The organism is Synergistaceae bacterium, assembly GCA_017443945.1.
Classification (GTDB): domain Bacteria; phylum Synergistota; class Synergistia; order Synergistales; family Aminobacteriaceae; genus JAFUXM01.
This window is the reverse complement of sequence record JAFSXS010000045.1, coordinates 1-22,755: the sequence shown is the minus strand read 5'-3', so window position 1 is coordinate 22,755 and position 22,755 is coordinate 1. Positions and strand designations below refer to the sequence as shown.

The window sequence follows — 22,755 nt, the reverse complement described above, 5'->3', positions numbered from 1 at the left end:
TGTCAAAGTCGAGAAGGCCGAAGGAACAGAAACAGTCTCTGATGATAAACCGCTTGAAGAAGGCGACGTACTCACAGAAGACGATCTTGCGGAAATAATCGACAACGCAGAGACTTCAAATGATGTCGAATTAGTGTCCGGTGATGCAGTTGTTGTGATCGGCGATGACGGAGCAATGACAGAGAAACCAACAGAGACTCCGACAGAAGACGAGACAACAGCAGAAGCCACGGCAGAAGAACCCGCAAAACCTGAAGAATCATCAGCAGAGCCTGAAGAGACTCCCGCAGAGTAATTCAGAATTTGCGCAGTAAAAAAATTTCCCCGTCGTAATGGCGGGGATTTTCTTTTATGGTCAGGAATTTATTTTATAAATGGCCACGAAGCAATAAAAATTTCAGGAAATATAAATCTTGTCTTGAGGTATGCAAAAATTTCTGTTCCGTAAATCATCGTGATAAAGCACCCAAGCGACAAAAACGGCACAAGCGGTATACTTTCATGTTTTCCCCAGTGTAAGCGGCCTATTAACATCAAGATAACGCACCAAACGCCCCCGATCATTATTCCCAAGTAAAGCGCAAATAAATTAAATCGAAGTCCAAGCACACCGCCGAGTCCTCCCATAAAAAACGCGTCCCCCCAGCCCATTCCTCCGCGCGATAAAATTATTATTACTGCGAAAACAGCAAAACCGGCAAACGCTCCCAATGCTCCGTCAAATATTGCTGGAATCCCTCCCGCAGTGCGAATTATAAGACCTATAACACCCGTCGAAATTGTGAAAAGGTCAAATACATCACCGCTCTCTATATCAGTAAGCGAATTAACGAGCAAACCGCATGAGCCTGCACTCACAAGTAAGCCCGCCCACGAAACGCCGTATTTAGCAGCAATTATTACACCCGCAAGAGCCGCAATTATTTCAACAAGTAAATATCTGATTGAAAGTTTTGCACCGCAATTTTTGCACTTTCCGCGCTGCATTAAATATGATATGATCGGGATTAACTCAATCGGGGTTAAGACGTGATTGCAGGACTCGCAAATTGATCTTTCATTGCCCCACCACGATTTATTTTGAATGCTTCTATGAGCTGCAACGTTCAAGAATGAGCCAAGACACGCACCTATAACGCCCGAAAGTATAATAATGTATGCATTCATTAACGCCACCTCGGTTTTCGCTGGTAAATTTCTCCGCCGTAGAACATGCGTTTATTTTTCTTTTTCTCGTCATCGTCGCTGCTGCCTGTAACTTTTTTTAGCGCGTCTTGAAGTTCTTCGGCCTCAAGATAACGTCTCGCCCTGTTTTTCTTGTATGAAGATAACTCCCTGTCAAGCCAGCCCATTTCTATAAGCTCTTGAACGTCGCGAGGGTCTGCCCCTATTGCGTCGGAAAGTTTAACGAAATCAATTTTTTCGTCGTCGTTGTCCCGCAAATAGTCGTGTGAATGCGTGTAAACCTCTTCAAGCCGTCTGAAGCAGTCAAGACAAACTTTGACCGGCCCTCCCTCGTAATTAAAGACTTTCCCGCAGAGTTTGCAAGATTTAAGCAATAATAAGCACCTCCCATAAAGTTATTTGCGTTTATAAATTTTTCCGCCGTAAGTAGTGATTCTCATTTTCTCGTTTAATTTCTCGACTGCCTGCTCAAATTCAAGCGCAAGTTTTTGACGGTCTGACAAGTCCCGCCCGTATGTCTGAATGTCGCGTTCAATGTAGCCGAGTTCTATTAATTCTTGAATATCTTTTGCGTCGATTTCCAGCTCGTCGGATAAATAATCAATGTCAAAATTTTTCTCTTTGCTGTTCTTGATGAAATTATGAATCCTGCTGTATAAATTTTCGAGTCGTCTCAGGCAGTCAATACAGAAATCGCGTTTGTTTATCTCTGAGTCGAAAAGTTTTCCGCAAGATTTGCAGGCCGTTAATGACAAATAAATCACTCCCCATAAAAAATTTTTGCTTGGCCGTACTGTTGAAATTTACGCAAATTAATTATTTCATAATAAGTATATTTTACAATGACATGATAATATTTAGGTGAAAATTTTATGAGATTTAAAGGAGGAAATTATGACGCTGAAATTTTTTGTGAAGTTCCTGCGAATTTTGCCGGATAATTTTGCGTTAATGTTCGGAGCTTTTGTCGGGCGGGTCTTACATCTTATATTATGGAAAAAAGTAGATTTATGCGAGAGTCGCTGCGTTAAAGCACTGGGAGTCGGTGTAACTCTTGCACGTGAGATAATAAAAAAGTCATTTATAAATTTGGGAATGTCGGCGGTAGAATTTATTAGAATCCCGGTGATTAAATCTCGATTGCCGGAGCTGATAAAATTTGATGAGTCGAGTCAAAAAATTTTGCGTGAAGCTCTTTCGCGCGGTCATGGCGTTATTTTAATGTGCACACATATGGCGAGCTGGGAATTAGTAGCGGCTAGATTCGTTCAGGCAGGTTTTGACTTGCACGCCGTATACACGCCCCAACGTGATAATAAGGTCAACGCAATTATATCTGACATACGCGAAAATTTTACTAGAATGCACATGATTACAAGTGAAGGCAGCGGACTGCGTGAAATATTTAAAGTCTTGAAGTCAGGCGGAATAATTGTAATAATGCAGGACTTAGACGCGCGCAAGGACGGAATAATCACAAAATTTCTAGGAATGAACGCAAGCACCCACGAAGGAATCGCGAAATTGTATCACAAATTTAAATGTCCTGTTATTCCTCTGCGTTATGTGCGGGACTGGAAGAATCCGGCTCATCATGTTGCAACGATAACTGAAATTTTGAGCGACAGACTCGACAAAAATGGACATGAGTTCGGCGAAGACATCACAGAAAGTATAAATCTCTGCAATCAAGTTATAGAAGGCTGGATAAAGGAGACTCCAGACCAATGGCTATGGATTCTAGACAAATGGCAGTACGGACAAAAAATTAATAAATTGCAATAGAGCCGGCTTTTAACTCGTTATAGCAATAATTATAATAGTTCCTGCAAGAGTCGTTATAATCGTGTGAATCTCACTGCGCAATAAAATTTTTGTGTCAAATTTTCCCGTCAAATCGCTAATTTTCAACACAGCCGGCCAGAATCTTTTAACGCGTTTGCAGTAATTATTATATTCAGTGCCGAACTTAGCGCGCAAAAAATTTTCTTCATGAGGGATTATCACAACCACGTAAATTAAATAAAAGCTGACTACAAATATTATTACCGCGTAAATACCTGCAATAATGCTCCATCCGAGTCCGATTAAGAAATTTCCGAAATATAAAGGATTCCGCATTAAAGCATATGGCCCAGTTTGAGCGAGTCTAAGTGCTTTTACGTTTTCGCCGCGATAAAGCCCGATAAAACCCGCTGCCCAGCACCGCCAAATTTGTCCGGCCAAGATAATAATAATTCCTGAAAAAATTTGCAGAGAACTTGTTTTACTGCCATATGCCGCAAATAAAATTACCGCAAATAAAAGAGTCCAGAGTCCTCCGCGCATTCTGAATATAAATTCTCGAAATTTCTGCATTTATTTATCCTGCTTTAACATTTCTGATTCTGGTGATGCGCCTTTGTGCAAATTTTCGCTGACTCCCCAGCCTAACATGCGAATAACTACTACAACGCCCATAAAAATCGAAATATAGTCCGTGAAGAACCTGCAAATTATTGACATTATACCGGCCATGTTCTCAGGCATTAAGACAGAATAAAGCAATGCTCCGCCGCCCTCTGCAATACCGCTAGCTCCCGGAGTCGGCACAAAATATAATATGAACATAAATACAGCCTGCACAGCTATTGTCTGCGTGTACTTGAACGGCAGCCCTACAGCACTCATTAAAACGGGAAGAACGCTAAAAAGTGATAATAAATGCAGGACAGATAATATCACAGCTAGAACGAGCCAAATTTTTCCGGAATTAAACGCGAGCCTGAAATTTAATATGTAGTTATCAACTTCTTTGTCGAGCCAGTGAATAATTTTTATGACTGTACGATTTGAGCGCATGAAATTAAATCTTCTAAGCCACATGATAACAACGCGAATCAATTTTTTCACGAGATCAGGTTTAATTATAGTAAATGCGATAAATGCCCATGTTGCAAGAATTACGATAAACACGTAAAAGACTAACCCCTTCAAAAACGGGCTGCCCTCTAAAATTTCAGGATCAAGCATTAACACGCCCGGCACAGCAAGAGTCAATATTAAAACCGTCAGCATAGTACGTATTAAAGTTATCGCTATGCCCTTGCCGACCGGGATTCCTTTTTTGTAGAGTGCATAAACTTGGAAGGGTCCGCCGCCGCTCTGCATGGGAGTAACAGCACTGCCGAAATAGTTAAGCCACGTTAAGACAATTCCCAGCGAGAAAGAAACTTTTTCCTGTGCAGCAACAGCAAGCGCGCAGAATCTCCCCGCATCACATACCCACGCGAGAAACACAACACAAAGCGCAAGCAATAATTTCAATTTATCCGCATGTAACAGCGAATTTATAGTTTGCTCGTCGACACTTCTGAAAATTATTATTGCAGACACACCGAATGCAAGCAGAATAAATATTATTAAACCTTTTCTCAGAGACAAGTTATTAAATCCTCCGTCATGAATAATTATATTTATTATAACCTGTAAATAACAATTTGCGCGAAATTCCTGACTGTGAAAATTTTTATCAATGCTATAATTTTATTGCAATCCGGCCGGGAGAGGTCGGACGAATCACAGAAAATCAAAGACTGCCTAAGCGGGGAATGGAACCCCACTCAAGCAAATAAAAACGACTTGGCCGGAAGAGGTCGGACAAATCGTAGAAGTAATGAAAGACTACCGAAATAGGGAGTGCTAATCCCACTTCAGTAAGTCTTCCAAAGGAATAACAAACTAGTGGGTCAACCCCCAGCGTACGAGCCTTAAGAAAAGCTCAAGGACTGTTGCAGTAATAGAAATGTATTGTAACAGTTCTATTATTTTATTGAGGATGTCCTTCACTGGTAATCACCTCCTTTCGGCCAATATAGACCGCACAGGAGATGTCCCCCGGCGAGTCCCGTCCAGTAATAAAACCTGAACGCCTCTCCGTTTGTTATTCTATCATGAAATTATTTGCTGCTTGATTAAGTTCTTTGCGACGTTATATTTTTGCGAAATTAAATTTACTATGTCCCGGACGCTTGAGCCGTTTTGCTTTAATAAGAGTGCTTCAGCCTTCCATGAGTCAGAGTCATTTATTTGCGTGCAGCCTTCGACGATTAATACAAGTTCGCCTTTTACGCCATTATTGACTCGTTCTAGTATTGTGCTTAAATTTCCGCGTATTGACTCCTGAAAAATTTTGCTTATCTCACGAACTAATGCCGCGCCCCTGTCCCCAAATGAATTAATCATGTTCGTTATGTGTCTTGCTGCTTTATGAGGCGAAATATAGAAACATAGAGTCATTGAAAGTTTGCTTACTGAGTCAAATAATTTAATGCGCTCTCCAGACTTTTCCGGCGGAAATCCCAGAAAAATAAAGGGCTGCGGATTTATCCCCGACATTAACAAAGCTGGCAGCAAAGCACTTGCACCGGGCAGAACATCAACGGGCAAATTTTCATCTAGTGCGCGTCTAAGCAAAATAAATCCCGGATCCGATATTCCCGGAGTCCCTGCGTCAGAAATTACGGCAATTTTCGCACCTTCACGCAATTTTTGCAGCAAAATGGGTAATTTCTCATTCTCGTTATGCAAATGAAATGATGTCAAATTTTTGTGAATATCATAATGACTCAATAAAATATTTGACGTTCTTGTATCCTCACACGCTATTAAATCAGCCTCACGCAACACACGCAAAGCCCTCAACGTTATATCTTCAAGATTCCCGATTGGAGTCGGCACAAGGGTCAAAGGCATTTTCTCACTCTCTCACTAAATCAATAACTGTAACTTCAGGAGGAGCAAATAATCTCATGCAAGGGCCGTTATAACCTGCTCCGTTGCTCACGTAAATATAACCGCCTGAATTTTTCGATAGTCCCTGAGGAATCCAGCCTTCTAACCAGCTTCTATAATAACCGACCGGCCAAAATTGCCCCCCGTGAGTGTGCCCAGATAATTGCAAGTCAAAATTTCCCTGTGCGTCTTGCGGCAAATATGGTCTGTGCTTGATGACTAACACGAATTTATCAGCGTCTTCAGGTGTGAGCAAAAATTTTATCCAGCTGTGAAATTTATTTTTTCTGTCTTCAACGCCGATTATAACGAGTCCGCCAGTGTCAGCCCGTTCATCACTTAATAATTTAAAGCCTGACTCACGGAGAATATTTATAAAATCGTCGTAGTAACGTGTGAGCATGTAATCATTCTCATGATTGCCGTTTACCGCAAATGCTCCCAAAGGCGCACTTTTGGCAGCTCGTGAAAGTCTCGAAATTTCTTGCGTCCAGTATGACATATTGCCGTCAAAAATATCTCCGCACATTATAAATATATCCGGACTCGATTCTTCGATTAAGCGCATGACTCTATCAAAGTGTAATGACGTGTAAATGCCTCCTAAGTGTAAATCTGTTATGTATGTGATTCTGATTCTGTCGCGGCCTTCAGGTAATTTATGAGTCTTTATTGTAATTTCTCTAGTCTGCACAAAATAAGCCTCAAGCAAGCACCACACTACTCCGGCACAAGTCAGCATTACAGAAAATAAAACTTTTCGCTTCGTGAAGGGCTTGAATCCGGTCAAAATATTTACTATCATGAATCCCATAAACGCAAGAATCGTTATGATTATCCATGTTATACAGAGTCCCCCGGAAATTTCACTGAGTCTGAAAGGTTCAGGCAGACGCAAGAAAAAAATTATGTGATTCCTGAATATAAACGCGATAAACCAGAATAACGCCCAACACACAAATAAATTTCTTATGACGGGACTAATTCCGGCCTGCTGTAATTTACGATATACAAAATATTCAAGCCAGATCGATATAAACCATAATATAAGCGATAAAAGCATATAAAAATTTTTCTCCTCGAGTCAATATTAAAGCTCATAAGCACGCAGAATTTCAGGTGTATAATTTCCTGACTCATCACGAACTATTAACGGCGGCAAAAGAGTCAAGCCTTCCCCTCCGTCCTTTATTGATTCTAGCAGAAAAACGCCCGAATTATTATTTATTGACGGGTAAACAGGCCTTAACCGCTTGGGAATCAAATTTTTTGCGAGCATTGAATTAATAAATATCGGCAGCCTCTCACTTGTGAAAATCGCAAATAAACGGCCTTTACTCTTCAGGACTCTTGCGGACATTTCGGCGACATCATCGGGGGTGCAGGAAATTTCTAATCTTGCAATAGAACGCGCTAAAATGGGACTCGTTCTGCTCCTCGATAATGACTCGTAGGGCGGATTAATTATCACTGAGTCATAATATTCACGAGCTAATAAATTTTTGTCGCGCAAATCTCCCGTTAAAAATTTCACCCGTGAGTCAAGAAAATTATTTATCGCGTTTTCCTGTGCGAGCTTGATTAAATTTTCCTGAATGTCAATCCCCGTTATATTTACATTTTTGAATCTTAACGCAAGAATCAACGAGACAGCACCCGACGCACACCCTGCTTCTAAAAAATTTACATGGCCTGAACGATATTTGACCCAGTGAGCTAATAAAATCGTATCTAAATTCACTCTTGGGCCGTTCATGGGCTGAAGGAGTCTTAATTTGCCGCTAAAAATTTCATCGCAGGTTACTTCAGGAGACATATAATTTTCTTGAACGCGTTAAATCTGTGTGATATGGTATTCTTAATTTGTGAGGGAAGCTCGGCAAAAGTTTTATCATAACCGTCCGGAATAAATACAGGATCATAGCCGAAACCGTTAGAACCAGCCGGAGAAAGCGCAATTTTTCCGTAACAATAGCCGAGACTGATAAACGTGTAATCATCAGGAACGCAGAGAGCCAAAGCCGTCGCAAATCTTGCATTACGATTCATTTTGCCATTAAGACTCGACAACAGCCACGAAACTTTATCACCGTCAGAACCCTGCATTATCCGAGCTGAAAAAATTCCGGGCGCACCGTCAAGCGCGTCAACCTCGAGTCCGCTGTCATCAGCAAGACAGGGCAAATTAATTTTTTCTGCCCACGCCTGAGCCTTTAACATCGCATTTTGCTGGTAATTTCTGCCGGTCTCATCAACAACTAATTTCGCAATTTCAGGAGCAAATATTATTTCTCGTGCAAAACTTGAAGCTAACTGCTTGAACTCTTGAAATTTTCCCGCGTTACCGGTTGCGATAACTAATTTATTTATCATTTCGGCATCTTCCAAGCGACTCCGAGATCGACATCACCGGCCTTATTAGTCGGAGTCTTAGAGTCAATCAAGAATCTAATCTGCGTAATCGGCGAAAAATTTTCTGTCATTGTGCGAACTATACCGGTTAAGAGCAAAAGACTTTTTCTCTTGCCTGAACTTGCTAACGACGAAGCAAACTGCCCCGACATGTCGAGAAAGGCCGTATCAGCATTTCTGAACACGTGAAGCAGCTTAATTTTTTCCGCGTTTGGAAGCTCACTTAATGTGATAATTGCGTTAATTGCGTCTGAAATATTATCTTCGGGCGTTTTTTGCGAAAAATTGCGTGTCGTCTGAGCTATAGAGTCATTCATTACGTGATAGAGATTCAACGAAATTTGCGGTGCTCCCGGTGCGGGATTATTTGCGGCTCTTGTGCGCTGATTCTCCTGTAATTGCGATAAATCTTCCTGATTCTCGACTCTGTCTTCAGGCTTCAATAATAATTTTCTGTCAAGTATATTCACGACCCATGACGTTCCGAGATAACCAAGCACAAAGAATAAAAGCAGTATGCTCAACCACGATAAAATTCGCAGTAATAACGGCGTGCGTTTTTCTTCCGGACGTGCACGGGGGACTCTTACCGGCTGCCTTCTTCGTGTTACAGGCCGTGAAGGTGCTCTATTATTAGTTGTATTTGCTATGCGTCTAACTGGCGGCAATTTTCTATTTACCTTCTTTCATGATTCATTATTTCAGGTAGTTAATAATTCCTTCTGTCATAGCATTTGCTATTTTCTGTTGATAATCCTTTCTTGTCAATAACTGCGACTCGATCGGGTTCGTTACAAAGCCTAATTCAAGCAATACTGCCGGCATTCCTGCACCCCTTAACACAAAAAACGGGGCTTGAGCGACTCTTCTCATCGGTAGTTTATTTCTCACGCCTGCACGATGTAAAGCTGATGCAAAATCGGTACTCTCACTAATTTTATTATTTTGCTGCATATCGCCGAGAATGCGTAATAACATTTCTGTCCGCTTGTCAACGTTAGCAGTATCAAAGCCGCGTCCTTCAACGTATTCGCGATTTTCGACCTTTGCGAGATTCATTGCGTCCTTGTCGGTAGGAAGTGCCATTATATAAATCTCGAAGCCTGTCATTGATTTTTTCGACGGGAGCGCGTTTACATGGACACTCACAAATAAATCTGCGTTCACGTTATTTGCTATGTCGGTGCGTTCCTGCAGCTTTAAATATACATCAGTCCGGCGGGTCATTACGACATTAAAGCCTCTTGCAGTCAAAGCGCGTTCGAGTTCAAGACCTACAGAGAGATTTACATCTTTTTCCTTGACTCCATTGTCCATAGCTCCGGGATCTTTTCCGCCATGCCCGGGATCTATTACGACAGTTTTTTTGCCGGTTAAATTACGTCTTGGAGTTGGAGTCGGACTCGGATTCATCGGAATAGTTATCGCTGGTCTATTAGGCACATTAGGAGTCGGAATCACAACGGGTGCGGGCTTGGGTTTGTCAGGTACAGCAGGAACAGGAATTTTTACGGGTTCAGGTGCGGGACGTGAAGGAGTCTGAAGCTGCGTGATAATATTAGCCGGCTGTGAAGTCCTGATTATCTGCATTTGTTCAGGGAAGAAGAAATCAAATACTATTCTGCGCGGGTTATCGAGAATTAATTTATCAATCTTGACAAATCCGGGAGCAGTAAAAATTAAATCAATTCCCTTACTATTTCGCAAAGATTGTATCTGCACATTTGAGAACGGCGACGAAAAATTTTCAGGCGAAGACTCAAATAATGCGTGAATTGACCCGTTCAATAAATAAACCTGCGGGCTTGATCCGTCGTCAACATCAATTACTGCGCGAATTTTCTTGCTTGAAGTCTCGTGCGAACTCCATCGTATTGATTTTGCTGTCCCGTTATAATTTTCGCGTCTTGGCCTTCTTGAGTCTTCCGGCCTGAATGATTCGTATTTATCAGCCTTTGACGGTGCATTATTATTTTTCGGCGCAGAAGCAATTACAACAGGAGTCGGAGCTGGTGCAGGTGCAGCAAATATCGGTGCAGGTTCAGGAATATTAATCGTTGCAGGTTCGGGAGCTTGTGCACGAACAGGAGCAGGAGCAGGAGTCGGAACAGGAATATTTACAGGTGCGGGAGCTGGTCTCGGTGCTGGCTCGTCAAAGATTCCTAAATCCATTTCACGCCTTTGAGCATTTGCCATCGTCGCAGCTAAATTAGTATTTGAACGGCTGAATCTGAGTCTATTATTCGGCCCCGATCCTGCAGAAGGCTGAAAAATTGCTATTGCGCTGAACGTGTCAACCCATAATTTTCCGTCTCTGTCAACAGGCGATGACGTCAACGGCACGAGAGTAAATCCCCTCCAAGCCGCCGCAGAATTTGCAATGACTCGAAGCTGAGTCCCTCCTCGCGTTAAAATTACTTCCTCGCCCTTCCTCGATGACGCAAAACCGAACAACCGCCCGACATCCTCAACCGAAACGAGAAAATTTGCGCCCGAGTCAATAGTCCTGACTGCCCCGATAGAATTTGCTCCCCTGTACAACGAGGCATCACCCCACGCAAGAGAAGCAAATAACAGCAAAATTATTATCGACGCAATAAAATAAAACTTGCGCATAAAACTTTATTCGCTGTCGTCCAAAATCTGGTCAAGCTCGAACAGACTCGACACGTCAAGCAGCAAAATCAATCTGTCATCAGCAGGCTTTGCTACCCATAAAACATAACGCCTATCAATCGACGACGATAATTTTGTAGCGACTTCTAATTGAGAGTCATAAATCGTCAGGACTTCACGAACAGAATTTACAATCATTCCGAACGTTACATCATTTATCGCAATTACAACTATTCTAGCTTCATCAGTAAGAGGACGGCCGGCCATCCCTATTTTCAAGTGCATATCAAAAACGGGGACAATCGTACCGCGCAAATTAATTACTCCGCGAATATATGCCGGTGCATTAGGGACTCGCGTAATAAATGACGGGACTCTGACAATCTCACGTACTAAATTAACATCAACGCCGAAATTTTCACGGCCAAGAGTGAACACTAAATTTATATGCTCTTCTCCGAGTGCCTCAACGTCTAAATCTCTGAAATCTTGATCTACTGTTTTACGTGAAGCATCTAATTTCTGAATATCTGCCAAAAAATTCTACCTCTTTTTTTCTCGTAAATTAATCCTGCCCCGCAAAAAAATTTTTTCACGAGACAGGCAATAATATATCATATTCTATTTTTGTGAGTCAGTTTCGGCGATTTCTGCGAGTTTCAATGCTCCCATAATGCCCTGATTGTCGTTAAGTGCTGCCGGTACTACATAGCTGTTGATGTTGCGTAATTCTTTAGTGTCAATATAATTATTAATTTCCTCGAGCAAATATTTTCGGATTAACGGGAATAATTTAGCCTGATGCATGATCCCGCCGCCCAAAATAATTTTCTGAGGACTCAACATGAGAGTAACAGCCGTGAGAGCCTGCGAAATATAACGTGCTTCAAATTCCCATGCTTGATCGTTGTCTGCTAATTCTTTCGGTGATTTTCCCCAACGCTCGTGTAATGCAGGGCCGCACGCCATACCTTCAAAGCAGGCACCATGACTCGGACAATGGCCTTTGTAGTTATCGCCCTCGACTCTTACCATTTTAATATGTCCGATTTCTGGGTGTAACATTCCGTGAATTAAATGACCGCCGCTCATTGCGCCCATTCCGATTCCTGCGCCGATTTTGATATATACTGCATCAGCGAGACCCTTTGCAGCTCCCCACATAATTTCGCCGAGTAAAGCTGCGTTAACGTCCGTATCAAGTCCGACAGGAATATTTAACGCGTCTTTGAGAGTCTTCACGATCGGGAAATTGCGCCACGCGATTTTTGGTGTATTTAACACATTTCCGTAAGTGCTTGAATTTTTGCGTACATCAACGGGGCCGAAACTTCCGACTCCTAATGCTGTTATTGCTTCCTCGCCTTCAGGAACGTTTAATTTTGCCCTGAAATATTCTAAAACTTTTGACATTGTCTCGTCGGGCGTAGTGGTCGTGATAACTTCTTTCTCAAGGACTTGCCCGTTTTCATCACCGACAGCACAAATAGTTCTGCTTCCGCCGGTTTCTAATGCTCCGTATAACATTATTTGAATAACCTCCCCCAGAATCCCGGCACTTGCTGTTTATCTTGTGCTTGAGATTCTTTCTTTGCTTGTTCTTTCCTAAATTCTGATAAATCTGCGTTTCTGATATTACCTCTCAACGGCAAAACGCTCTTGGGATTAACTGATAATTCATCGACTCCCATCTTCAAAAATTCTTCTGTAAGAGTCGGATCTGCTCCAAGTTCGCCGCAAATGCCAACCCAAGTATTATGTCTGTGTCCTGCTTCTATTGTCTCGCGGATGAGTCTTAATACTGCGGGATGGTGAGTGTCTGCAAAATCTTCAAGATTCGCGCTTTGTCTGTCGATTGCACATGTATATTGCGTTAAATCATTTGTGCCGAGCGAGAAAAAGTCTACTTCGGGTGCTAGTTCATCAGCGCAAAGGGCTGCAGCAGGAGTCTCGATCATGATTCCTATTTCGTATTTGCCGATTTTAACGCCTTCTGACTCTAATTCTTTCCTGCACTCTTCGAGAATTTCTTTGCACTTCACGACTTCCCAGCGGCTGATAATCATAGGGAACATTATTCCCAAATTTCCGAACGCCGACGCACGCAATAAAGCCCGTAACTGACGCTTGAAAAATTCCGGGCGCTTGAGACAAATTCTAATTGCTCTGAAACCTAACGCGGGGTTGTCTTCCTTGTCGAGATTCATATAATCAATAGTTTTGTCTGCTCCGATGTCGCACGTTCTGATTACTACAAGACGTGGCGCAAGTGCTTCGAGAACTTTTTTGTATGCTGCAAACTGTTCGTCTTCGGTCGGATCTGTCTTGCTGTTGAGATAAACAAATTCTGACCTGAACAAGCCGACTCCTTCTGCATCATTCTCGATTACTGCGTTAATATCTTTAGGGCCGCCGATATTAGCGTAAACTCTAACTTTCTGGCCGTCTTTGGTCTCGCTGGGTTTGCCTTTGAGCTCCTGTAACGCTGCTTCTTTCCTTCTGTCTTCTGCCTGCTTTGCTGACAACTCGTCAATAATTTTCTGTTCAGGCTCGATATAAATGCATGAGTTATAACCGTCAAGAATCGCAAATTTTCCGTCCCAGTCGTCAGAAATATCCTTGCATTGAATCAAAGTAGGGAGATTCATGCTTCGTGCCAAAATCGCCGTATGACTGTTAGAACTTCCCTGACGAGTAACGAGTCCGAGCAGCAAAGATTTATCAAGTTTTACAGTTTCTGACGGTGCCATATCTTCAGCTACTAAGATTGACGGATCTTTACCCTGCAAACTTTCTGTATCATTGCCGAACAAAACATCAAGCATAGCATTTTTGAGGTCGATAACGTCTGCGCTTCTTGCCTGAAAATAGGGATCGTCCATATTTCTGAACATTTCTGCAGCGGCCTCGAATCCGTCACGTACTGCAAATTCTGCTGTGTGATTGTCATTAATGATTTCTTTGCAGGAGTCAATTAAATCATCATCATCGAGCATTAACGCGTGAGCTTCAAAGATTCCGGCTGTTTCTTTGCGGCCCTCTTTCATTTCCTTATCGTATAGGGCGTTCTGCTGTTCCTGAACTTTTACGCGGGCGGACTCGAATCTTTCGAGTTCTGAGTCAATGCTTGCCGGTGCGCCTTCGTTAATCTCGTAAACGGGGACTTTGTAAATTTTTATCTTGCCGATTCCTATACCGTTGACAATTTTTATGCCCTTAAAGACTTGCATAATTAGAAATTCTCCTTCAAGAACTTTTCGATTGCGGCTGCACAGGCTTCTTCGTCTTCACCTTCTACGCGCACTGTTACTTCGTCGCCTTGAACGATACCCATTCCCATTAATTTCATCAGGGAAGTTGCTTTTGCGCTTTTGTCGCCCTTAATGAATGTAGCTGTACTCTTGAAGTTCTTGGCCTCTTTCACGAGAAGACCTGCGGGGCGTGCGTGAATACCTACCGGATCAGTTATTACATACTTAAATTCTTTCATAGCGTATTACTTCCTTTCGTGCTGAGTAAAATTTTAATGGTGTTATGCAAATTATAATATAGAATCACAATTTTTCGCACTGAATTAAAAATTTCTCTTGACGCAAAATATTTCGTCGTGTAAAATTCTTTAGTCATTTAACGAGAGGGCCTATAGCTCAAGTGGTCAGAGCCACCGGCTCATAACCGGAAGGTTCTTGGTTCGAGTCCAAGTAGGCCCATGCGATAAAAAATTTAGCTCCTGATTATGTGTCGGGAGCTTTTGTTTTGTCTTTTCCGCCGCCGAGCAGGGTGGGCGGGTGGGGCGAGGCGGCGGCCTTCTAATAATTTCTATGACGCTTTTATGTTGCGATAAATTTTATATGACTCCTTCAACGAGTTTATATCATCTTATAGCAAACGCACTTGAATATCTGTAAAAACTTTTGCATGTTCACGCCGTAAAATACATTTATGCTGCGACCGACGGAAACAGCCAAAAAGTTTTTCGCCCTTGACTTTGTCTGTATAGATTAAAAAGTGTTCTCGCAATATTAATAATTTCTATGACGCTTTATGTCGTGATAAATTTTCATGACTCCTTCAACGAGTTTATATACATCAGGTTTCAGCACGTGAACAATTTTCAATGACTCCGCCCTGTCAAGCAAATCTTTTACCATTATTGACGAGAATAATATAACCGGTAAATCTGCTGTTCTCTCGTCCTGCCTTAGAGTCTCAACTAAGCTCAAACCGTCAAGCAATGGCATTTCAATATCAGATATTAGCAGGTCAAAATTTTCGCCCTGATCGAGTAATAATTTTCTTGCCTCGACTCCGTCCTTAACGGGATAAATGCTCGTGAATCCTGACTGCTTGAGAACATCGCAAGTTTGTTGACGCAATAACGGCGAGTCATCAGCAACAAGTATATGAAAATCTTCAACATGGCCGATTTGACGCTGAAACGCGCTTAACTTGCCTTGATCGAACATATGTTCAGCTACTGCCGGGGCTGTCTCCTGAATAATTGCTTCATAGTCAAGCAATAAAATATTTCTTTCGTCGCGCTTTATTATGTATAAGACCCATTTTAACGAGACACCGCGCATTTTCGACGAGTCTAAATCTTCAGCGTTAACCTGCCTGATTCTTTCTACGCCGTCAACGAGGAATCCCAATTTTATGTCATTAAATTCTACGACCATTACTTTTGTTTGATCTATCGGGACGGGCGAGTCAATTCCTAAAAATATTCGCAGGTCAATTAATGGGAGAGTCGCTTCTCTAATTGTTGTTATGCCTATGAATGCCGGAGTCTTTGTCGGGATCGGCCTGCAACCTGTCCAACGTAAAATTTCGCGCGTTTTATTAACGTTTATAGCAAATGCTTCTTTTCCCAGAGTAAATACAACTACCTCCCATTTACGGCTGGCAGCTGCAACGGTTTTCTTTTCTTCCATGATAAAAAATTTTCTGCCTCCCATTATGATTTAATAAATTCGAGTCAGATAGATTATAGCAAAGATTGAGCATGATATAATAATAAAAACTTTTCACACACTATTTCACGGGAAAAAATAATTTTACTAATACTTTTACCAATACAAGAATATAAAAATTTTTAAGTAATCGCAATAATTAACGAGTCAAAAAATTTTTCTATGAGCTAAAAATTTACGTGCGAGTCTTCACAAAAAATTTTATGCGCTAAAAAATTTATGGCACTTACAGCAAAATATTTTATAGCACATTATTACAGCTCAATGCAGTTAATTTATCGCGCGAACACGTTCATCCCGCCCACCCGCCCGCCCGGATTGAAGGGGTAGCGCGAACAAAGAAAAAATTTTAAATCAGCACAAAACTTGAATGATAACGCGCTATAATTTCACGTGTATATAAATTCTCAACAGAAAGGAATGTTACAAATTGTTTAAGCCTCACAGAATTTTTCTGACGCTTCTTGTTCTCTTGATGTGCGTAACAGTATCGCAGGCCGCCGCGCCTCGTTCTAATATGCCCGCAGGAGTTCAGAGCTTCGCACCTACAGGAACAGTCCCGGAAAATGTCTCGTTTAGAATCGTCTTCAGAAATCCTGTAGTCAATCGCAGTCAAGCGGGAAAAATGATTACTCCTGAAAACAGGTTATTCCCGTTTGAAGTCAATCCACCGTTACAGCTTGAAGGACGCTGGCAGAATGAACGCACTTTTACAGCGAGACTTCTTGCGCCTTTGAAGGGTGCGACGACTTATACTGCGACTCTTCGCGATAATTTGCGCGACAGACGAGGAAATCAAATCGGCCCCGGTTCGTTCAGATTCCAGACTGAAGGATTATCGCCGACTGATATTCAAGCATCAATGGGCAAGAACGGAAACGCATATTTTACGCTGAATTTCAACATGCGAATCGATCCGGCAAGACTCAAAGGCTTTATGCGCATAAAAAATTCAGAAGGCCGCGAGCTTGCATATAACATTAACGGTGCTTTACCTTCAAGAACGATTCGAGTCGCTGTTCCCGTGCAAAAATCTTCGTCAAGACAGAGATTCACTGTTACAATCGCAGCAGGACTCAAATCAGGCGAAGGCGATATGGGAATCGACCGCGATATAACAGAAACAGTTATATTAGATCCGTTATTGATGGTGCAAAGTTTGAGACCCGACGAAAACCTAATTAGAGCAGCATTTAATTTCGGAATAGACCCTAAGACCGCGAAAAATTTTGTAGTGATTGAACCGTCTGTAAGTGATGTAGAATTTGAATCAGGATGGGATGACGAATATTTTATAATGCGTTCGAGCGAGTTCAAGCCTAGAAATAGATTCGTTATCACGTTCAGAAAAGGTTTCCCGTCAAAAAGCGGCCTCGTTCTCAAAGAAGACTATAAGCAGGCTGTTATTATGCCGGACTTGTCATCACGCGTGAATCTTCCTGCGTCAGGAACTTATTTGACAGCACTAGAAAACGGCTTAATCCCGATAGAATTGCGCAACGTCAAAAAATTACAGCTCGATTTATGGCGCATGTATGAAAGCAATATCCCGTTTGTAATCGGTGAAGAATCTGATAATTTCGAACGCGATATAGCACGCAGAATCTTCACGAAAGAAATGCAGTTAGATCTTCCGCTTAATGAGTTAGTCAGACGCTCTATACCTGTTCAGGAAATGGCAAAGGGTGAAAGAGGTTTATTTTTACTCACTGCTAGAGACGCTAACGACGGTTGGTGGAACGAGGCGACTCAAGTTATCAACTTAAGCGACATGGCAGCAACTGCAAGACTTTGGGAAGACAGTATTTTAATTTGGGTCAACACTCTCACGACAGCAAGAGGCATTCAGGACGCAGACGTAAAAATTTTCTCCGACAAGAAACAGCTTTTAGCACAAGGAAAGACTAATAATGCCGGAGTCTTTGTATATGAGCTTCCTAATAATCAGACATGGGACTCAGATAATCAGCCTGCACTCGCAATTGTCTCTAAGAAAAACGATGACGGCCACAATGATTTAACTTATGTTCAGTTATCGAGAAATTTATTAGACCGCGAAATTTTTGACACTTCAGGGCGTGAATGGCTTAGAACAGGTTACGACGCTGTAATTTTCTCACCTAGAGACATTTACAGAACGGGCGAAGATGTCAGCTTCAAAACTATTGTGAGAAACGCAGATATTTCGATTCCTGATCCATTCCCGGTTTTGTTTATAGTTCGTGATACGTTAGGGCGCAAAGTTAAACAGGAGACTTTGACTCTTTCCGACAAGGGCAGCGCAATTGCAAATATGAAATTACCCTCTAACGCTTTAACGGGACTCTGGACGGCCTCTGTTGCGATTCCCGGCCAAGAAGACAAGCCCATAACGAGCTATAAATTTCATGTTGAAGATTTTGCACCGCCTCGCTTGGAAGTAAATTTAACGACTTACAAGAAATTTTTGCTTCATAATGACTCATTTGCGGCCGATGTTTATGCAAGGTGGTTATTTGGTGTTGATGGTGCCGGATTGAACTATAAAACTAGCTGGAGTGCTCGTGAAGGTTCATTTGCTCCGACTCAAGACAGATGGAAGGACTACACGTTCGGCGATCCTTCAAGAAATTTTGCATTCACTGAAGGTACAATCGGAGAAGGACAGCTTGATAATTTCGGCAAGTTAAACACGAGTTTGACTCTTGACGCTGACTGGGAAGCACCTACAATCATAAATGTAACTCTTAAAGCTGAAGTAATGGAAGACGGCGGACGATGGGTAACAAGCACAATAACAAGACCGTATTTCCCTGCACCTTGGCTGTTAGGACTTGCTCCCGTGAATGATAATTTTGTTGCGCGCGAGAATGCAAGATTCAAAGTTGCTGCGATAACTCCCGAAGAAGAACCAGCTGACCCCGGCGAATTGACAGCAGAACTCTATAAAGTTACATGGGATTACAACATTGTAGAAATCGACGGCCGTAAACGCTGGCAAAGCACAGAAGAATTGAATCAGGTCAGCGAGAAACAAATAACCCTCAAAAACGGAGTCGCCGATGTATCATTTAAGCCGGAAAGCTACGGATCTTACATGCTGAAAATTTCTGACGGTGAAGACAATGCGCGCGCGGTTTATAGATTCTATGTGTCGAGTTCAAGCAGCGGCGGAGGTTCGCAATTAATTGACCGAGTCGAAGTCATACCGGAAAAAGATTCGTACAAGGTCGGCGACAAAGCAGTAATCAACGTCAAAGTACCGTTTGAAGGACTCTTAATGCTCAACGTAGAAAGCTCGAAATTAATTACGCGCAAGATTCAGAGAGTTACTGAGTCAGAAATAAAATTTGATTTCCCGATCGAAGCGAACATGAGGCCAAATATTTGGGTGTCTGCATGGCTGATAAGGCCCGTCAAAGCAGAAGACTCTAAAGGCTGGGCATCACACCGCGCAATCGGACTCGCACGAGTAAAAGTTGATATTTCTGATTACAACATTGACGTAAATATTGATGCTCCCGACAAAATCGAACCTGCTGGAAAATTACCCGTCAAGCTCACACTAAAGGGCAATTCGCAGACTCTCACGAAAAACGCAGATGTCTCTATTGCACTCGTTGATGATGGAGTGTTAGGTCTCACGCATTACAAGACTCCGGATCTGTTAAATTATTTCTGGGGACTCAAAAAATTAAATTCGCAGGGATTCGACATTTACGATCAAATTATCCCCGTTGAAGATCAAGCAACAGAGCAGTTGCACCCCGCCGGTGATGAAGCATTAGCAGCTTTAGCAGGAGACTCGAACGTTCAAAGATTCAAAATTTTATCACTCTTTGAAGGCACACTAACGCCCGACAAAAACGGAGTAATTACAACAGAGCTTGATATTCCGGAATTTAGCGGACGAGGAAGACTCTTTGTTGTTGCTGCGTCAGGTAAAAATTTTGGCAAAGCAGAGAAAAATATACAAATTGCCCGTGAAATCGTAACAGAAACAGGTATGCCGAGATTTGCTGCACCTGGGGACTCGTTTACAGTTCCTACGACAGTATTTAACACGTCAGGAGAGAATCGCAATGTAAAAATTACTCTCGTTCCCGAAGGTTTGTCGCTGAAAGATACATTTGCAGACTTGAATATTTCTGCAGGATCGAGCGCAGCATTCAACACTACAGCAAAAGCACTTGGAGGCGCAGACAAAGCAGTCTTAAAGATTGTTACATCATGGAACGAAAACGGACATCAGCGCGAATTTACGCAGGAAATAGAAATGCCCGTTAGATCAGCTTGGCCGGTTATAACTCTTGGAGGCTCAGGAATATTTGAGAACGGTACAACGAGATTAGAGCTTCCGTTAAATAATTTCATGGGCGACATAAACGGGACTCTTTCACTTGCTGACACGCCGGCGGTAAATCTGAATCAAGCTGTAAATTTCCTGCGCAATTATCCTTATGGCTGTCTTGAACAAACAATTTCAGGAGCTTGGCCGTTCTTGATTCTTCCGGACGCTTTAGCAGAGTTAGACCCGCAGACTCTCAACGATGAAAGCATTAAATCAAATATCGACAATGCAATAATTCGTATACAGTCAATGCAGTTATATGACGGATCATTTGCAATGTGGCCGGGCAACTCAACGCCGTTTAACTGGGGGAGCGTCTATGCTGCACACTTCCTGTTAAATGCAAAGAATGCCGGAATTAATTTCCCTGAAGAGATGTTCACGGGCGTAATTAACTGGATGAGACAATATTTACCGTCAATGCCCGCATACGATACAAACGATGACGAACGCGACGACTTGACGACAAAGGCTTATGCTGTTTACGTTCTGACTCTTCACGGAGAAAAGCCGCTCGGATGGATTGAATATTTGCGCGAAAATCAGAGAAGACTCAGACCTTCAGGACATATTTATTTAGCAGGAGCACAGGCAATTATTGACGGAAGACCCGACCCGTTAAGAAATTTGCAGCTCACTTCGGCGAGATCGTCAGGCAGAACATTAGAGTCAGACGCGAGAAATACAGCGTTGTTATTATCTATGTGGCTTGACGTTGAACCCAGAGCACCCGAAGTAACAGAACTTGCTTCACGTTTGCTAAATCTCGGCAGTAATGGCGGATGGTACAGCACGCAGGATAATTCAGCAGCATTAATCGCACTTGCACGCTATAATGTCGAGGCAGCCGGCGCAAAGAGTGATATTACTGCAAAACTTACGACTGAGACGAGCGATTCAGCGATTTTAACGTTTGCACATCACAAAACGGCATCTGTAAAAGTCGGCGAACTCCCGAAAGATTCAGCTCTCTTAATCGAAGCTAACGGCACGGGACAAGGCTGTTATTCATGGAGCGTTACAGGATTCCCGAAGAGTCAGCCCAAACCTGAACGCAAAAATTTAAATATTGAGTGCGTATACTTTGATGAAAAAGGGAACGTCTTGAATCTTTCACAGCCGATTAATCACGGGACAATCGTTCAGGTTGTATTAACTGTGAGACCGTCAATGACGATAAATAATTTAGCGTTGAATTATTTACTTCCTGCAGGCTTTGAGCTTGAGAATCCGAGACTTGATGATGGCGAGACAAATACGGGCTATGGAGTCGTAAATGATATTCGCGATGACAGGCTTGTATTATTCTTCGACAGAGTCAGCGGTGAAAGATCTTACGGCTTCAAAATGAGGGCAGTAACGCGCGGGACTTTCCGTGTACCTCAAATAAGCGCATATGGAATGTATGACTCTTCAGTGAGATTCACAGGGTCTGCACAGCCGGATATAGTGATCAAATAGTTTTTGCAAGCAAAAATCCGCCGCCTCACCCCACCCGCCCACCCAAAATACGTTCGGCGGCGGAAAAAACAAAACCCCTCGGACAAAACCGGGGGGTCATTTATTTCGCGGAAAAAAAGTTTATTGCGCTTTCACTGCGATAACAGGTGCGTAAGTTATTCCCTCATTAAGCCATACAGAGACAGTTATTAAATGACTCGCGGGAAGTGTTGTAATTTCTTCGCCCGTTTCACCGTCATAAAATTCTGCGATCTCGTCATCGTCTGAAGGTTCGCTGTCTTTCGGGAATGCCAGCCAAATTAATTCTGCGCCCGATTCTATTTCCTCGTATAATTCAACGTCAAAATCATATTGGCCGCTTTCAAGTGCTTTGACTTCAGGTAATACAGCAGCAATTATATAATTTTCCGGAATATTAAGCGCATTAATATTTATCGACGAAATATCACGTTCAGAGCCGATTATTAATTTACCCGCCGATTTTGTGCCCGCTTCCGCGTTTGTGTCAGGATTCGAGTCATTTGCTTTAACGTCATCGGCCTTGCTGCTTGTTGTCTGAGCCTCGTTAATAGTGATCCTGAAAGTTTTTGTTACTGATTTTACGGGATTCGTTACAGTTATTGTAATTGAATGTTTCTTGCAGGCTTCTTGCGGTGTGCCTTTGATTGTGTCGCCGTCAAGTTCGAGTCCCGCCGGAAGATTCTGCGCTGACCATGTAATATATTTGCTTCCCGTTGCAGTTAATTGAACGCTGTAATATTCTCCGACTGTGCCGTTAGGAAGAGTCTTAGTGTTCAAAATTTTAGGCTTAACTCCTTTAATCTTTAGAGTCATAGATTTTGATTTGCTTTCTCCTTGCCCGTTAGTCGCTGTAATAGTTAATGGATAATTGCCGACTTCAGTAGGAGTCCCGCTCAATGTCCCATTCTCAAATTTGAGTCCATCCGGTAAATTTCCAGAAAGAGTCCAAGTTATAGGAGTGCTGCCCTTAGAGAGCGTTACTTG

20 protein-coding genes and 1 tRNA gene are annotated in these 22,755 nt (G+C 42.4%); 4 read left to right on the top strand and 17 right to left on the bottom strand.

Going from position 1 to position 22,755, the window contains the following annotated elements; translation table 11 throughout:
* A partial coding sequence (locus IJT21_04640; GenBank protein ID MBQ7577542.1) for a hypothetical protein occupies nt 1–295 on the top strand: 295 nt, incomplete at its 5' end.
* Nucleotides 296–363: 68 nt separating this feature from the next.
* Here the strand turns inward: IJT21_04640 and IJT21_04635 are convergent.
* From IJT21_04635 to IJT21_04625, 3 genes are read right to left on the bottom strand one after another with little or no spacing between them, the layout of a single operon-like run.
* Complete coding sequence (locus IJT21_04635; GenBank protein MBQ7577541.1) at nt 364–1,167, bottom strand: prepilin peptidase; 804 nt, start codon at nt 1,165–1,167, stop codon at nt 364–366.
* A complete protein-coding gene (locus IJT21_04630) occupies nt 1,167–1,559 on the bottom strand; it encodes a hypothetical protein (protein MBQ7577540.1) in 393 nt (130 codons plus the stop codon). Before IJT21_04630 ends, IJT21_04635 begins: the two co-directional genes overlap by 1 nt.
* A 21-nt stretch (nt 1,560–1,580) precedes the next feature.
* On the bottom strand, nt 1,581–1,940 hold the full coding sequence (locus IJT21_04625) for a hypothetical protein (GenBank protein ID MBQ7577539.1): 360 nt from the start codon (nt 1,938–1,940) through the stop codon (nt 1,581–1,583).
* 139 nt (nt 1,941–2,079) lie between these two features.
* Here IJT21_04625 and IJT21_04620 point away from each other — a divergent pair, with 139 nt between their 5' ends.
* Nucleotides 2,080–2,970: a lysophospholipid acyltransferase family protein gene (locus IJT21_04620; GenBank protein ID MBQ7577538.1), complete on the top strand. Its 891-nt coding sequence runs from the start codon at nt 2,080–2,082 to the stop codon at nt 2,968–2,970.
* Between the two features lie 9 nt (nt 2,971–2,979).
* On the opposite strand, the gene IJT21_04615 is transcribed toward IJT21_04620, so the two are convergent.
* The 12 genes from IJT21_04615 to IJT21_04560 all read right to left on the bottom strand — a co-directional run bounded on the left by IJT21_04615 (nt 2,980) and on the right by IJT21_04560 (nt 14,476).
* Nucleotides 2,980–3,543 carry an isoprenylcysteine carboxylmethyltransferase family protein gene (locus IJT21_04615; protein ID MBQ7577537.1) on the bottom strand — a complete coding sequence of 188 codons (564 nt, stop codon included), beginning with the start codon at nt 3,541–3,543 and terminating at the stop codon, nt 2,980–2,982.
* Nucleotides 3,544–4,632 carry a flippase-like domain-containing protein gene (locus IJT21_04610; GenBank protein ID MBQ7577536.1) on the bottom strand — a complete coding sequence of 363 codons (1,089 nt, stop codon included), beginning with the start codon at nt 4,630–4,632 and terminating at the stop codon, nt 3,544–3,546. It abuts the gene before it with no gap.
* Nucleotides 4,633–5,115: 483 nt separating this feature from the next.
* Nucleotides 5,116–5,919 (bottom strand): 16S rRNA (cytidine(1402)-2'-O)-methyltransferase, encoded by an 804-nt coding sequence (gene rsmI / locus IJT21_04605; protein ID MBQ7577535.1) that lies wholly within the window; start codon nt 5,917–5,919, stop codon nt 5,116–5,118.
* Nucleotides 5,920–5,923: 4 nt separating this feature from the next.
* A complete protein-coding gene (locus IJT21_04600; protein MBQ7577534.1) occupies nt 5,924–7,021 on the bottom strand; it encodes a metallophosphoesterase in 1,098 nt (365 codons plus the stop codon).
* Between the two features lie 27 nt (nt 7,022–7,048).
* Nucleotides 7,049–7,774, bottom strand: a complete 726-nt coding sequence (locus tag IJT21_04595; GenBank protein ID MBQ7577533.1) for a methyltransferase domain-containing protein — start codon at nt 7,772–7,774, stop codon at nt 7,049–7,051.
* Nucleotides 7,759–8,331: an RdgB/HAM1 family non-canonical purine NTP pyrophosphatase gene (gene rdgB / locus IJT21_04590; protein MBQ7577532.1), complete on the bottom strand. Its 573-nt coding sequence runs from the start codon at nt 8,329–8,331 to the stop codon at nt 7,759–7,761. The genes IJT21_04595 and rdgB overlap by 16 nt, the downstream gene beginning before the upstream one ends.
* On the bottom strand, nt 8,328–9,038 hold the full coding sequence (locus IJT21_04585) for a GerMN domain-containing protein (GenBank protein MBQ7577531.1): 711 nt from the start codon (nt 9,036–9,038) through the stop codon (nt 8,328–8,330). Before IJT21_04585 ends, rdgB begins: the two co-directional genes overlap by 4 nt.
* A gap of 28 nt (nt 9,039–9,066) precedes the next feature.
* Nucleotides 9,067–10,986, bottom strand: a complete 1,920-nt coding sequence (locus tag IJT21_04580) for an N-acetylmuramoyl-L-alanine amidase (protein ID MBQ7577530.1) — start codon at nt 10,984–10,986, stop codon at nt 9,067–9,069.
* A gap of 6 nt (nt 10,987–10,992) precedes the next feature.
* The gene (locus IJT21_04575) at nt 10,993–11,514 is read right to left on the bottom strand and encodes a purine-binding chemotaxis protein CheW (protein MBQ7577529.1); all 522 of its coding nucleotides are present in this window, start codon (nt 11,512–11,514) and stop codon (nt 10,993–10,995) included.
* A gap of 93 nt (nt 11,515–11,607) precedes the next feature.
* On the bottom strand, nt 11,608–12,513 hold the full coding sequence (locus IJT21_04570) for an ROK family protein (GenBank protein MBQ7577528.1): 906 nt from the start codon (nt 12,511–12,513) through the stop codon (nt 11,608–11,610).
* A complete protein-coding gene (gene ptsP / locus IJT21_04565) occupies nt 12,513–14,216 on the bottom strand; it encodes a phosphoenolpyruvate--protein phosphotransferase (protein MBQ7577527.1) in 1,704 nt (567 codons plus the stop codon). Before ptsP ends, IJT21_04570 begins: the two co-directional genes overlap by 1 nt.
* Nucleotides 14,217–14,218: 2 nt before the next feature.
* On the bottom strand, nt 14,219–14,476 hold the full coding sequence (locus tag IJT21_04560) for an HPr family phosphocarrier protein (protein ID MBQ7577526.1): 258 nt from the start codon (nt 14,474–14,476) through the stop codon (nt 14,219–14,221).
* 146 nt (nt 14,477–14,622) lie between these two features.
* On the opposite strand from IJT21_04560, the gene IJT21_04555 reads away from it, so the two are divergent.
* Nucleotides 14,623–14,696: transfer RNA gene (locus IJT21_04555), tRNA-Ile, on the top strand.
* Between the two features lie 312 nt (nt 14,697–15,008).
* Here the strand turns inward: IJT21_04555 and IJT21_04550 are convergent.
* Complete coding sequence (locus IJT21_04550) at nt 15,009–15,920, bottom strand: chemotaxis protein CheV (protein MBQ7577525.1); 912 nt, start codon at nt 15,918–15,920, stop codon at nt 15,009–15,011.
* Nucleotides 15,921–16,389: 469 nt separating this feature from the next.
* Here IJT21_04550 and IJT21_04545 point away from each other — a divergent pair, with 469 nt between their 5' ends.
* A complete protein-coding gene (locus IJT21_04545) occupies nt 16,390–21,750 on the top strand; it encodes an alpha-2-macroglobulin family protein (protein ID MBQ7577524.1) in 5,361 nt (1,786 codons plus the stop codon).
* A 120-nt stretch (nt 21,751–21,870) separates the two neighbouring features.
* Here IJT21_04545 and IJT21_04540 read toward each other — a convergent pair.
* The coding region (locus IJT21_04540; protein ID MBQ7577523.1) for a putative Ig domain-containing protein at nt 21,871–22,755 on the bottom strand (885 nt) is incomplete at its 5' end.